Annotated in this window: 9 protein-coding genes; 4 read left to right on the top strand and 5 right to left on the bottom strand. The window is 71.1% G+C overall.

The window, feature by feature from the left end; genetic code table 11:
• Nucleotides 1–2: 2 nt before the first annotated feature.
• From OG841_RS44995 to OG841_RS45015, 5 genes are all read right to left on the bottom strand, one after another.
• Nucleotides 3–1,097, bottom strand: coding sequence for an ABC transporter permease (locus tag OG841_RS44995; protein ID WP_328636065.1), 1,095 nt, complete (start codon nucleotides 1,095–1,097; stop codon nucleotides 3–5).
• Complete coding sequence (locus OG841_RS45000) at nucleotides 1,094–2,620, bottom strand: sugar ABC transporter ATP-binding protein (protein ID WP_371571013.1); 1,527 nt, start codon at nucleotides 2,618–2,620, stop codon at nucleotides 1,094–1,096. Before OG841_RS45000 ends, OG841_RS44995 begins: the two co-directional genes overlap by 4 nt.
• Before the next feature lie 5 nt (nucleotides 2,621–2,625).
• Complete coding sequence (locus OG841_RS45005; RefSeq protein WP_365121331.1) at nucleotides 2,626–4,281, bottom strand: GMC family oxidoreductase; 1,656 nt, start codon at nucleotides 4,279–4,281, stop codon at nucleotides 2,626–2,628.
• A 198-nt stretch (nucleotides 4,282–4,479) separates the two neighbouring features.
• Nucleotides 4,480–5,628, bottom strand: a complete 1,149-nt coding sequence (locus OG841_RS45010; protein WP_328636063.1) for a substrate-binding domain-containing protein — start codon at nucleotides 5,626–5,628, stop codon at nucleotides 4,480–4,482.
• A 193-nt stretch (nucleotides 5,629–5,821) separates the two neighbouring features.
• Nucleotides 5,822–6,862 (bottom strand): NAD(P)-dependent alcohol dehydrogenase, encoded by a 1,041-nt coding sequence (locus tag OG841_RS45015; protein WP_328636062.1) that lies wholly within the window; start codon nucleotides 6,860–6,862, stop codon nucleotides 5,822–5,824.
• A 111-nt stretch (nucleotides 6,863–6,973) separates the two neighbouring features.
• Here OG841_RS45015 and OG841_RS45020 point away from each other — a divergent pair, with 111 nt between their 5' ends.
• From OG841_RS45020 to OG841_RS45035, 4 genes are all read left to right on the top strand, one after another.
• Nucleotides 6,974–7,774 carry an SDR family NAD(P)-dependent oxidoreductase gene (locus tag OG841_RS45020; RefSeq protein ID WP_328636061.1) on the top strand — a complete coding sequence of 267 codons (801 nt, stop codon included), beginning with the start codon at nucleotides 6,974–6,976 and terminating at the stop codon, nucleotides 7,772–7,774.
• A 235-nt stretch (nucleotides 7,775–8,009) separates the two neighbouring features.
• The gene (locus OG841_RS45025; protein WP_328636060.1) at nucleotides 8,010–8,879 is read left to right on the top strand and encodes a branched-chain amino acid ABC transporter permease; all 870 of its coding nucleotides are present in this window, start codon (nucleotides 8,010–8,012) and stop codon (nucleotides 8,877–8,879) included.
• A gap of 11 nt (nucleotides 8,880–8,890) precedes the next feature.
• Entirely contained in the window at nucleotides 8,891–11,440 is a 2,550-nt protein-coding gene (locus OG841_RS45030) for an ATP-binding cassette domain-containing protein (protein WP_328636059.1), read from the top strand.
• Nucleotides 11,441–11,702: 262 nt separating this feature from the next.
• Nucleotides 11,703–13,268, top strand: a complete 1,566-nt coding sequence (locus OG841_RS45035; protein ID WP_371570076.1) for an aldehyde dehydrogenase — start codon at nucleotides 11,703–11,705, stop codon at nucleotides 13,266–13,268.
• Nucleotides 13,269–13,301: the final 33 nt, after the last annotated feature.

Raw genomic sequence — 13,301 nt, forward strand, 5'->3', positions numbered from 1 at the left:
ACTCAGGCGGCCTCCCGACGCGGCGCGCGGCGGCGGGTCAGGCGGGTGCGGAGGCCGAGCCGTCCGCCGGTGACGACCAGGGCGACGATCAGGACGAGACCGGTGAACAGGCTGGGGGCCCACTGGGCGGAGGTCGCGAGGCCGAGGCCCACCGTCCCGGTGCCCAGCAGCAGGACGGCGATGACCGTGCCCCAGGAGTTGAAGCGGCCCGCGCGCAGCTGGGTGGCGCCGACGAAGGCGGCGGCGTACGACGACAGCAGATAGGGCGTGCCGGCCTCTGGTGAGCCCGAGCCGATCTGCGAGGCGAAGACGACGCCCGCGCATCCGGCGATCGCCGACGACGCGACGAGGGTGAGGAAGCGAAGGCGGTCGGTGGGTACGCCCTGCAGGCGTGCGGCGTCCGAGTTGAAGCCTGTCGCGTACAGGCGGCGCCCGGTCGCCGTGTGTTCGAGGACGAACCACAGCGCGACCGCCACCACCAGGAGGTAGAGCACGGGGATGGTGAAGCCGCCCGCGCTCTTCTGCCCGATGCTCGCGAAGGGTTCACGCAGGAGTTTGACGCCGGTGATCGACGTGCCGTCGGTGAACATCGTGATGAAGGCCTGGATGAGCGACCCGGTCGCCAGCGTCGCGATGAACGAGTCGACCCGCAGCGTCACCACGACGATTCCGTTGATCACACCGATCACCAGGGCGGTGCCCATGGCGAGGGCGATGGCGCCCCCCGCGCCGATGTCCGTGGAAATGATCACCTTGGCGGTGATGACTCCGGTCAGCGACATCGTGTAGGCGATGGACAGGTCGAAGACGCGCGCGGCCAGCGGCGGCACCACGCTCAACGCGACCAGGCCGGTCACCGCGTTGCTGTTGAGTACCTGCTGGAACGTCTGCCAGGTGGGAAACGTGTCCGGCGCCCAGAACGAGAACACGACGATGATCACGATCCACACGTAGACCGCGCCGATGTTCGTGAAGGACAGTCCCGTGAGCGCACGGCGTCCCAGCGGGGGTCGCGTCGGCGGCGCGGCGGGTGGCGCCTCGGTCGGTTCGCCGAGGGACGGGCCGGTGCCGGTGGGGTCGGCGGCGGTGGTGCTCATGCTTCGGTTCCTTCCATGGCGTGGACGAGCGTCGGCTCGGTGATGGCATCGCCGGCGATCTCCCGGACGACCTGGCCGTCGCGCAGTACGAGGACCCGGGTGCACAGGGCGAGCAGGTCGCCCACGTCCGACGAGGAGACGATGACGCCGAGCCCTTGGGCCGCCTGCTCCTTGATCAGGTCGTAGAGCTGGAGCCGGGTGGCGATGTCGACACCGGCCGTCGGCTCGCACAGGACCAGCACCTCGGGTTCCAGGGCCAGGCAGCGGGCCATGACAACCTTTTGCTGGTTGCCGCCGCTGAGGGTGGTGATCGGGGCGTGCCGGCCGGCCGTACGGATCCCGACCCGCTCCACCCAGTCGTCGACGACCGCGGCCTCGTGCCGGCCGTCGAGGATGCGCCGCCCCGTACGGAGCCGGGACAGCAGCGGCAGCGTGAGGTTCTCGGCGACGCTGAAGTCGGCGATCACACCGTGGGCGGCCCGGTCGCCGGGCACCAGGGGGATGCCGAGGCGGGCGGCGCGGGAGGCGTCGGACCACTCCGGCGACCGGGCGGGACAGCGCAACTGCCCTTGTACGTCACCGGGCCAGGCGCCGGTCACGACGTACGGCAGCACGTCGTGACCGGAACCGGCGAGCCCGGTGACACCGAGCAGCTCACCGCGCGCAAGGGAGAACCCGAGCTCCCGGAGCGGGCCGCCGGTCAACTCCCGTGCCTCCAAGGCGAGTTCGCCGGAACGCGAAGTCGCCGATACCGCCCGGCGCTCGGCGGAACGCTCCGTCGCCTCGCCGGCCATGCGGGAGGCAAGGCTCTGAGGCGTCAGTCCTTGCACCGGCCGGGTGGCGATGCGCCGGCCCCCGCGGATGACGGTCACCCGATCCGCCACCTGGAAGATCTCGTCGAGGCGGTGCGACACGTACAGCACGCTCGCCCCGCCCCGCCGTACCTCCCGCACGATGTCCAGGAGCTTGCCGACCTCGCTCGGCGGGAGAACGGCGGTCGGTTCGTCCAGCACCAGCAGGCCCTGGTCGGCCTCCCAGCCCTGGAGCGCCGCGGCGATGGCCACCACCGTGCGCTGCACGGGCGTGGCGTCCACCAGGGGGCGGCGCACGTCGATGTCCAGGCCGAACCGGTGGACGAGTTCCACAGTGCGCTGCTCCTGCTCGCGCCAGCGGATGTTGCCGAGGCGGCTGCGGGCGAAGCCCCGGCTGAGCGCCAGGTTGTCCATCGCGCTCAACTCGCCCACCAGGCCCAGCTCCTGATGGACGAAGCGCAGCCGGTCGTGGTCCGAGCCGAGGTCGAAGGGCTCACCGTCCAGCCGGGCCTCGGCTCCCGCGTCGGCCTGGTGGTAGCCGGCGAGGATCTTGATGAGGGTCGACTTGCCGGAGCCGTTGGGGCCGACGAGGGCGTGGATCTCGCCTCGTGCGATGTCCAGATCGACGTCCCGCAGCGCCTGGGTCCCGCCGAAACGCTTGGACAGTCCGGTGATGCTCAGCACCGGGCTCGTTGTCACCGTGTCCGGCATCGCGATCACGACCCGCCCTGTACGGCCAGGCCCTCGACGGCGGGGATCGGGTTCGTGCGACCTGTCATGAGGTCCGCGAGCCGTTCCGCGGCGGCGATGGTCGGCAGGTTGGTGTTGGCCCGCGGCACCTCGGGGAAGACCGAGGCGTCGGCCACCCACAGCCCTTCGACCCCGAGCACACGGCCGGCCGGGTCGACCACCGTGCGCGGGTCGTCGGGCGCGCCCATGCGGCAGGTGCCGCAGATGTGTCCGGTGTCGCCGATCGTCTCCAGCAGCCACCGGGCGATGGCGCTGTCGTCCGCGAGCGCGTCGGTGGCCGTGCCGGCGAGGTCGACGGTGATGTGCTCGAAGGCGGCGTCGAACGAACCGGAGCGGACCAGCTCCAGGCAGCGGTGGACGCCGTCCCGCATCCGGGTCAGGTCCCCGGGGTCGTGCAGCAGGTTCTGCTCGATGATCGGGTGGACGTCCGGGTCGGGTGAGGCCAGGCGCAGGGTGCCGCGGGAGAACTCCTGGTTGGCCCACAGGCAGAGCAGCCCCGGACCGCCCGAGGCGTGGCCGCCGCCCGCACCGCCCCAGGTGCCGCGGGCCCCGTCGGCCACCAGGTGCGAGTCGTTCATGTCGGGCAGGGCGAGGGTCTGGTTGATCGAGACGATCATCATGTCGTTCTCGCTCGCGTCGGCGAGGTGGGACGAGTAGCGCAGACAGCAGTTGGTCTGCCGTTCGTCCAGGCCGGGCCGTGCCTCGGGGCGCTGGTGGAGCCAGAACAGCGCCAGCGGGTGCTCCTGCATGCCTTCACCGACCGGCAGCGACGCCACCCGGCCGCCCGGTCCGATGCCGGAACGCAGCAGGATCGAGGGGGAGTGCACGGCCCCGGCGCAGAGCACGACCCGCGCGGCGCGGACCTGCGTCCAGGTGCCGTCCACGCGCACCCGCACACCCACCGCGCGACCGCCCTCGACGATCACCTGGTCGACCGTCGCGTCACCCACGATCCGCAGGTTCGGCCGCTTCCGGGCGGGCTCCAGGTAGCCGTCGTTGGCGGTGACCCGAGCGCCGTCGCGGGCGTTGATGCCGTAGGGCGAAACACCGGTGCCGGTGGGCCCGTTGTGGTCGTCGCACCACGGGTGGCCGATGCCCAGCGCGGCCTCGGCGAGCGCGTGGTCGGCGGGCCCCCACGCCTCGCGCCCGAGCCGTTGCACCGGGATAGGCCCGCCGGCGCCGTGGTGCGGCCGGTCGCCGAAGTCCGCGTCGCTCTCCATACGCCGCAGGTACGGCAGCATCTCCTCGTACGACCAGCCGGGACAGCCGTAGGACGCCCAGCGGTCGTAGTCGTCGGGCAGCGCACGGATGGCGATCATTCCGTTCACCGACGACGAGCCGCCGAGACCCCGGCCGCGCACATGCGGACGGCGCTCTTGAGCGCTGCTGCGCCGCGATTCCAGACCGGGCCACTGAAACGGTGCGCACGCCGTCTCGTCCAGCGCCCGCCAGCCGTTCATGCTGCGCATCTCGGGCGGGGCCTCGGCGGACCGCCAGTCCGGTCCGGCCTCCAGGAGTACGACCTCCTGGGCGGGGTCCTCACTCAGCCGGGCGGCCAGCACACATCCCGCGCTGCCACCGCCGACGACCACCCAGTCGGCCTCGATCATGTTGCCCCTCACGCGCCCACCTCCACTCGCGGGCGCTCGGGGGCGGTCAGGTTCTTCTCCGGGGGGCGGGAACGTAGGAGATGGAGCAGCTGTGTGGACATGAGGTGACTCCCCTATGCGCCTTGTCGCGCGATCGGCTCGTGAGTCAAGCTGAAGTAGCTTCAGTACTGCGAAGCGTCAGTGGCGTGGTGAGGACGTCCGGAAGGGACGTCAGCTCTTGCCCCACAGCTTCTTGAACTGGGCCTGGTACTCCTCGACGAGCGGGAACTGCGTCTTCGTCGAGATCAGGTTGTCCTTGTCGATGAGCATGAACGGCAGCTGGGCGTCCTGTGTCACCTGCATCGACTGGCCGGTGAAGTGCCGTGCCAGCCCGTCGGCCTGCGCCCACGCGTTCTCGATGTTGTTGAACGCGACGGCGGCCTGTGTCTGACCGGAGTCGATGTACTGGTAGTTCGTGGACTCGCCGACGTTGACGATCGTGTGGACCTTGTTCTGCAGTCCGGCGGCCCGCAGTGCGGCCGGCACGCCCACGTTGAGCAGGGCGAGCGAGAAGACGATGTGCGTGACCTTGGGGTGTGCGCGGACGTAGGAGACCACGCGGTCCGGCATGTCCTTGCCGATGGCGGTGATCGGCACGTCGACCTTGTCGTAGCCGCAGCCGGCGCACCACTTCTCGTAGTCGCTGCGGAAGGTGTCGGCGACCGGCTTGAGGATGCCGTACGTCGGCATGTCGAAGTAGACGGCGTCGGCGTCGCCCTGGCTGTCGGAGGTCACCCAGGAGGCCATGATCTTGCCCTCGATGTCCACGACGTCGGGCCCGTCGATGAGCATGCTGATGCCGTCGCCCGCGGTGTCGTCCGTGGAGGACTCGACTACGGGGATGTTCAGGTCCTTGAGCTGCTTCAACTGCTTGGCGAACACGCTGCGCGGGAAGCCGGAGGCGATGACCGCGTCGGGCTTGTCGCGCACCGCCTGCGTCCAGGCGGCCTGCACCGACTGCGGGGTGCCCTGGGTGGGGATCTTGTTGACACTCCAGCCGAGCACCTTGGCCGCCTCGGTGAAGTAGTTCGCCAGGTCCTGGCAGGACTGCACACCGCACAGGATGAAGTCGATCTTCTTTCCGGCCGGGACCGGCTTGCCCACCGGCTGCGTGATGCCGATGCTCGTCGGGCGCTTCGAGTACTGGGCGAGGACTTGCTCGGCCGCCCTGACGCCGGCGGGGTTGCCGCCGGCCGCCTTGGCCGAGGTCCCGGCGTCGGCGTTGCCGCCGCACGCCGCCAGGGCGAGCAGCGCGGCGGTGGTGAACAGGGCCGTTGTGGCGCGGGTGCGGCCCTTGGAGCTGGTTCTACGACGACTCATGGCACTTCTCCTGTCGACCGGGCTACGGCCTTCGCCGTGCCTCCATGTCGTGCAACCTGAGTTCAGTTCAGGTGAATGTAAGCGCGCGGGGTCCGGCAGGCAACAGTCGTGCACACGATTGATCGCGTCTAGTCAACCAGCAACGTCGGTCGCGTCAGGCGGCGTCGTTCGGCGGAGAGGCAGGAGGTGCGTGTCAGCCGGGCAGCAGAACCGCCCGGCCTCGCACCCGCCCCCGGCGCAGCCGACCGAACGCCTCAGGTGCCGCGGACAGCGGGAACTGTTCCGTCTCGACATGGAGTGAACCCGCCCGTGCCAGGGCGATGACCTCGGCGAGTTCGGGACGGGTGCCCCAGAACGGCAGGGAGAGCCGGAAACCCGCGGGAAGGAGGCCCGGCTTGCGGACCGTCAGCCGGCCGCCGCCGCTGCCGATCACCGCCAGTTCCCCACCGGGGCGCAGCAGTTGGACGGCGAGCGCGAACGTCGCCTCGTTGCCGACGAAGTCGAGTACGGCGTCGACTCCCGCACCGCCGGTCTCCGCCCTGAGTACCTTGGCCGTGCCCGGCCCCATCCGGACGCCGAGATGCGCGCCGGACCGCAGGGCGAGGTCCACCGCCTCCTCGCGGATGTCGACCGCCAATACTCGGCTCGGGGTGGTCGCACGCACCATCTGGACGGCCAGGTGCCCCAGGCCGCCGACACCGACGACCAGCACGAGGCTGCCCTCGTCGAGCGCGTGTCGCACTCCGGCGAGGGCGTGGTACGGCGTGAGGCCCGCGTCGGAGAGCGGAGCCGCCTGTGTGGCGGGCAGGTCACCGATCGGCACCAGGTGGCGGGCGGAGGGGACGAGGAGGTACTCGGCCATTCCGCCGTCCCGGCCGAGCCCGGCCCCGTGCCAGTTGAGGTCGCCGCGGTGGTCGCAGTAGTTGTCCCGACCGGCGGCGCAGCGGGTGCAGTTGCCGCAGCCCCACGGGCCGTAGACCACCACGCGCTCACCCGCCGCCCTGCCTTCGGCGTCGGGGCCGAGAGCCGCCACATGGCCGGCGACCTCGTGGCCGAGGGTGAACGGCGGCCGGTAGGAGAGTGTCCCCTCGTCCGCGTCGACGACATGGAGGTCGGACTGGCACAGCCCTGCGGCTTCGACCCGCACCAGCACCTCGGTCCCGCGCGGGACCGGGCGCTCCACCTCGGCGAGCGCCGGTTCCCGTCCCCATTCAGTAAGCCGCACCGCTTGCATGCACACCGTCCCGGGTCTTGTCAGTTGACCGATGGTGACGGTAACAGAGGTGAAGTCAGTTCAGTAACGATGGGGTGGACGCCGTCATGCGGCGGAAAGGGAGTGCGCGGGATGGACGGGAACGAGCGAGGGGCCCGGTTCGAGGGCGGCGTCGTCCTGGTGACGGGTGCCGCCTCCGGAATGGGGGCGGCGGTCGCCAGGCAGGTGGCCGCCGAGGGGGCGCGGGCCGTGGTCGTCGCGGACCTGAACGGCGAGGGGGCCGAGACCGTCGCCAAGGAGCTGGCGGGCGGCCGTGCGGCGTCGCTCGACGTGGCGGACGCCGCCGCGGTCGACGCCGTCGTCGAGGACATCCTGCGCGAACACAGGCGGCTGGACGTGGTCGTGCACGCCGCGGGCGTCGACGACCCGCAGGCCAAGCGGCTCATCGCGGACGCCCTGGTCGAGGGGCGGCCCGTCGAGGTGACCGACCGTCTCGACGACGCGGCCTGGCGGCGTGTCATGCGCGTCAACCTGGACGGCACCTTCCATGTGCTGCGGGCCGCGGTACGGGCGATGCGGCCGGTGGGGGCGGGTGCGATCGTCGTCATCGGCTCCTCCTCGGCCTTCGACACCCCGGTCGGCTATCCCCACTACGCGGCCTCCAAGGCGGGGGTGCACGCGTTGAGCCAGGCGGTGGCCAAGGAGGTCATCGCGGCCGGGATCCGGGTGAACGTGGTCGCGCCCGGCCCGACGGAGACCGGGATGGCGGCGCGCACGCCCGAGGTCCTGCGCAGCGGTTTCGCCGACCCCCGGGTGCGCCCGTACGCGACGCCCGAGGAGATCGCCGACATCGCCCTGTTCCTCGCGAGCGAGGCCTCGGCGAACCTGGTCGGCGCGGTGCTGCTGGCCAACGGCGGCCGTTTCACGACCTGACCGGCTCGCAGGCGGGCGGACGCGCCTCGCAGGGATCCGTTCCGCCGGTCCCGGCGGGGTCGTCGGCCCCGGCTCTCCATGGTTGGCAGCGGTCGAATCAACTCGTGCACAGGTCTTGCCCCTCCCCGGCCCGTTGCTTACGGTTCACGAATTGAGTTCAGTTTGCAATGCGCGTGGGTGACGCTGAGAGCGCCGGGCGCGCGGGTGCGGGTGCGGGTGCGAGGAGACGGTCGACGTGGATCAGTTCCTGCTCATCCTGGTGAGCGGTCTCGCCAGCGGTGCGGTGTACGGCCTGATGGGCCTCGGGCTGGTGATCATTTACAGGGCGACCGACGTGGTCAACTTCGCCCTCGCCGGCCTGGCGACCGTCGGGCTGTACGCGGCGCTGGCGCTGAACGAGCGCGGTCTGCCCCTGCTGTTGGCCGCCGTGGCCGCGATCGTCACGACCGCCGCGGTCGGCCTGGTCGCCCGGGAAGCGGTCATCAGACCGCTCGCACAGGGCGAACTCCTCTCGGCGCTCGTCATGACCATGGGCGTCTCGCTCATCGCGGAGAGCGCCATCAGCACGATCTGGGACGACCAGCCACGGCTCTTCCCGAGCCTGGTGGAGGGCTCCGTCTCCCTCGGGAGCGCCGCAGTACCGGCACAGAGCCTGCTGACCATCGCCGTGGCCGCCGTCGCCATGGCCCTGGTGGCGTACCTCTTCGGACGCACCAGCATCGGCACCGCCATGCGCGCCGTCGCCGAGTCCGCCGACACCGCGCGGATCCTCGGCCTCGGATCCCAGCGCATCGCCCGGATCGCCTGGGCACTCGGGCTCGGCCTCGCGGCGCTCGCCGCCTTCCTGTACGCCCCCCGGGCCGGACTGGTGCCCACCGTGCTCAGCGCGCCACTGTTCCGCGCCTTCGCCGGGATCTTCCTCGGCGGTCTGACCAGCATGTACGGGGCCGTCATCGGCGGACTGACGGTCGGCGTCCTGGACAACCTCGCCGCAGGTTATGTCTCGGCCGGCTACCGCGACACTTTCGTCTTCTCGTTCACCATCCTCGTGCTGCTGATCCGCCCGCAGGGGCTGTTCGGCGTACGCACCTTCCAACGGGTCTGAGGGAGCGGTCCATGTCCTTCGTCAGTCGTTCCGGCAACTCCCTCGTCAGCCGTTCCACCCTCTCGCTCGTCAGTCGCTCCACCGTCGCCAGGGCGGCGCTCGGGCCGCTCGCCGCGGCAGTGCTCCTCGTCGTACTGAGCACCGGTGCCATCCCGCCCTACCAGGCGTATTCCGTGGGACTCGCGGCCGTCTACACGATTCTCGTCCTCTCGGTGAATCTCCTCGCCGGATGGGCGGGCATCTGGTCGATCGCCCACCCCGCGTTCTTCGCCCTGGGCGCCTACTTCGCTGCGTACGGCAGCACACACGGCTGGTCACTGGAGCTCGTGCTGCTCGGCGCGACCGTGTGCGCCGCGGGTTTCGGGGCGTTTCTGGGGGCCGCGGGAGCCCGCTTCTCGATGCTGTACGTCGCACTGCTCACGCTCGCGTTCACCATGGTGTCGCTGGAGGTCATGGGCCAGTGGACCGACGTGACCGGCGGCGACCAGGGCATTCCGATGGAGAAACTGCACAGCGCCCTGGGCCTGGGCACGCTGGCCGGCGCCGGCACCCAGGCGCAGTACCTCGCGGTGGGTGCGGCCGGGCTCGCGCTCGCCGTGGCCGCGGTGGCCCGGCCCAGCGCCCTGCGGATGCGACTGGTCGCCGCCAAGTCCCATCCGATGGCCGCCCGTTCGATCGGGATCGCCCCCGAGGCCCAGTCGGCGCTGGCCTTCGCGGTCAGCGCCGTGTTCGCGGCACTGGCGGGTGTGCTGCTCGCCCTGGTCGTCGGATTCGTCAGCCCCGACCCGTTCTCCCTGGCCCTGGCGATCGCGCTCATCTCCGCGTGCGTACTCGGCGGCGCGGGCACGCTGCTGGGCGCGGTCGTCGGCGGCGCGTACCTGACCTGGGCCCCAACGGCGGCCGAAAGCGCGGGAGTGGCGCAGCCGATCCTTCAGGGGGTCGTCCTCATCGCCGCGTTGCTGTTCCTGCCGGGCGGAGTGGTGCCCTTCCTCGGACGGACGGCGCGTCGGCTGCTGCGACGTCCGTCCGCGCGCCCCGCGACACCGGTGGAGCCGACCGAGGAGCCCCCGCGGCGCATACCAGCGCCGCTGGCAACTGCGGACGAGGTGCTGCGACTTGAGGAGATCGCCGTCACCTTCGGCGGGCTCAAGGCGCTCGAGGGCGCCTCGTTGTCCGTGCGGGCCGGCGAGACCCTCGCCATCATCGGGCCCAACGGCGCAGGAAAGACGACCCTGTTGAACGTCCTGTCCGGGCTCGTCGGAGGCGGACGCGTGGCGGGCAGCGCCCACTACGCGGGCAGGACCCTGCTGAAGAACCGGGCCACCGCGCGCCGCCGGCTCGGCATCGGGCGTACCTTCCAGCACGCCGAGACGTTCCCCGAGCTGACCGTCCTGGAGAACGTGCTCTGCACCCGCCGCCGTATTACCGCGCACGACCGGGACAGGGCCGCCGAGCTCCTGGACCGCTTCGGTCTCGCGCACGTCGCGGACCGCTACCCGGCCGAGCTGCCGTTCGGCCTGCACAAGCGCCTCGACCTCGCCCGGGCGCTCGCCGAGGAACCCGGCCTGCTCATCCTGGACGAGCCCTTCGGCGGCCTCGACGCCACCGAACGCACACTGCTGACACGGCAGATCGTGCGGCAACAGGAACACGGCACAGCCGTCGTGATCATCGACCACGTCCTCGACGACCTGTTCGCCGTCGCCCATCGGGTGGTCGCCTTCGACTTCGGCCGCCCGATCGGCGAGGGCGGCCCCGGCGAGATCCTGGACGACCCCCGAGTGCGCTCCTCCTACCTCGGCGAAGGAGGCACACGGGACGAACTCCCCGCCCGCGACGGCACCGAGAGCCCCGCTGTGCACCTCGACGCAGTGGGCCACGCCTACGGCGGGGTCACCGCGCTGCGCGAGGTCGGCCTCACCGTTCCCCGGGGCAGCGTGCTCGGAGTCGTCGGCGCCAACGGCGCGGGCAAGAGCACCCTGGGCCGGATCCTGCACGGGACCCTCCCGCCCACCCGGGGCCGACGCAACGCCGCGAACGACCTGCGCACCGCGCTGGTGCCCGAGGGCCGTGCCCTGTTCAAGACACTGTCCCTGCGCGAGAACCTGGAGGTCGCCGCCTACGCCGCCGGCATCCGTGGGGCCGAGCTGCGAGCGCGGCTCGCGGAGACCACGCAGTGGCTGCCACCACGGCTGCGCGAGCGCATGGGGTTGCCGGCCGCCGGGCTCTCCGGAGGAGAGCAGCAGGTCCTGGCGATCGCGCGGGCCCTGATGGCGCAGCCGGACCTGCTGATCGTCGACGAACCGGCGCTCGGGCTGTCCCCCGCGATGGCCGACGAGGTGTACGCCCGTATCGGCCGACTCACCCGCGAGGGCATGACGATCGTCCTGCTGGAGCAGTCCCTGGGCCGGGCCGCGTCCGCCTGCCACGAGGTGGTCGTGCTGCACGAGGGCGGCATCGCGGTCCGCGGCGAACCCGCCGACCCGACCTTCCTCGCCCGCGCCGAACAGGCCTACTTCGACGGGGAGGACGATGCCGCCGTACCCGTCCCACAGGGCTGACACAGCCCGGACCCGGTAGCGAGTTTCCCTTTGCCGCTGAGGAGAGTGGCGTGCGCACAGAAGGCGTGGATCTGCTGATCATCGGCTCCCGGGACTCCTCGCCGCCGGATCGGACACCGGCGGCCTGTGGCGCCGCGCCTACGCGGGCGGCCTCGCCTCAGCCCTTGTCTTCGGCCGCAGGGCCGCGGAGACCGCCACCGAACCGACTCACCGTCCTTGACCACGCCGGTCGACGACCTCACCACCCTCGCAGGAGTCAAAGATGACAACGATCGATCACAAGGCCTTCTTCATCGACGGGGCGTGGAGAGCGGCCTCGGGCACGGACCGCTTCGACGTGATCTCCCCGAGGTCGGAGCGGCGCATCGGGAGCGTCCCGGCCGCCTCGAAGGAGGACATCGACGCCGCGGTCGCCGCGGCCCGGCGCGCGTTCGACGAAGGGGAGTGGCCCCGGCTCACCCCCGCGGAGCGAGCCGGCTATCTCTCGCGTCTGGCCGACGGGATCGAGAGGCGGCAGACCGAGCTCGCCGAGCTGATCACTGAAGAACTCGGCTGCACGTTGTTCCTGTCGCAGGTCTACCAGGCGGTGTCGCCTGTCATGAGCTTCAACTACTCGGCCGAGATCGGCCGAAGCCTGCAGACCGCCGAGGTACGCATCAGCGACCTCTCCTCCCTCGCGGGCAAGGCGGGAGGCAGCATCATCCCGATGGCGGGTGCCAGCCTGGTCGTCAAGGAGCCCGTCGGCGTGGTCGCCAGCTTCCCTGCGTACAACTTCGCGCTCCCGGCGATCGGCCAGAAGACCGGGCCGGCGATGGTCGCGGGCTGCACCGTGATCGTCAAGGTCACCGAACCCAACCCGCTGGCGATCTTCGTCATCGGCGAGATCTGTGAGGAGATCGGCCTGCCGCCCGGTGTCCTGAACATCGTCGCGGCACGCGCCCCGGAGTCCGAGTACCTGGTGCGCCACCCCGGTGTGGACATGGTCAGCTTCACCGGCTCGGCCGAGGTGGGCGCCAAGATCGCGGCGGCCTGCGGAGAGCTCGTCCGGCCGTGCGTGCTGGAGCTCGGCGGCAAGTCAGCGGCCATCGTGCTCGAGGACGCGAAACTCGAGGACGTACTGCCCACCCTCGTCGGGGCAACCGCCGGAACCAACGCGGGCCAGAGCTGTGTCGCCCTGTCGCGGCTCCTGGTCCCCGAGTCCCAGTACCGCGCCTACGCGGAGGCCCTGGCCGACGGCTTCGCGTCGCTGAAGATCGGCGACCCCATGGAAGCGGACACCGTGGTCGGACCGCTCGTCACCTCGCGCCAGCGCGAACGCGTCGAGTACTACGTGGATGTGGCCCGCAAGGAGGGCGCGACGATCGCCTACGGTGGCCGCCGCCCGTCGCACCTGGAGCGCGGCTGGTACTACGAGCCGACACTTGTCACCGACGCCCACAACCAGATGAGGGTCTCCAGGGAGGAGATCTTCGGACCCGTCGCCTCGCTCATCCCGCACCGCGGTGAGGACGACGCCATCCGCATCGCCAACGACAGTGACCTGGGGCTGGCGGGCTCCGTGTTCACGGCGGACGCGGCACACGGCTTCGAGGTCGCCCGACGCGTGCGCACCGGCACGTTCTCGGTCAACACGTTCGCAGCCGACCTGGGCTCGCCGTTCGGCGGGTTCAAGAAGTCGGGGATCGGACGGGAGCACGGTCCGTACGCCGTGGAGGAGTACCTCCAGACCAAGACGATCTCGATCGACCCCAGCCAAGAGCTTCCGGAGTCGGTCACCAGGAACGTTCCCTACGGAACCGGACCCGGGACGCGCGGCACCTCCAACTGACGTCGGCCTTGGTCCAGTTGCCCACTTCCTCTC

Origin of the sequence: Streptomyces canus (genome assembly GCF_041435015.1) — a bacterium.
Lineage (GTDB): Bacteria > Actinomycetota > Actinomycetes > Streptomycetales > Streptomycetaceae > Streptomyces > Streptomyces canus_G.